Origin of the sequence: Sulfitobacter sp. HI0040 (genome assembly GCF_001634885.1) — a bacterium.
Taxonomy (GTDB): Bacteria; Pseudomonadota; Alphaproteobacteria; order Rhodobacterales; family Rhodobacteraceae; genus Sulfitobacter.
In genome coordinates this window covers 1-354 of the sequence record NZ_LWEX01000292.1, presented here as the reverse complement: position 1 = coordinate 354, position 354 = coordinate 1, and the positions used below count along the sequence as shown (strand labels likewise).

The 354-nt window shown below is 60.5% G+C and carries 1 protein-coding gene; it reads right to left on the bottom strand.

Annotated features, from left to right (window positions below; genetic code table 11):
• Window positions 1-354: cbb3-type cytochrome c oxidase subunit I (locus A3728_RS14000; protein WP_201722329.1), on the bottom strand; the 354-nt coding region annotated here is incomplete at both ends.

Sequence of the window (354 nt, the reverse complement as noted above, 5' to 3'; positions counted from 1 at the left end):
GCTGGCGAAGTTGTAGGCGGGGGGGGGGGACATGGTGGCCCACTCCAGCGTCCCGGCCTTCCACGGGTTGCGGGGGCCACGGACGGCCACGAAGATGTGGATCAATATGTCGATCAGCACCATGCCGAGGCCGATGGCGAGGATGAAGCTGCCGACGGAAGAGGCGAAGTTGATCGCACCCCAGCCCGTTTCGGCGTCATATGTCTCTATCCTGCGACGTTGACCCAATAATCCGACCCAATGCATCGCCAGAAACGTGCCGTGAAAGCCAAGGAAGATGAGCGCGAATGCAGTCTCTCCCATGCGGAAAAACCGCTTTCGGCCTGTGAAGAGCGGCAGCCAGTAATAGATGCC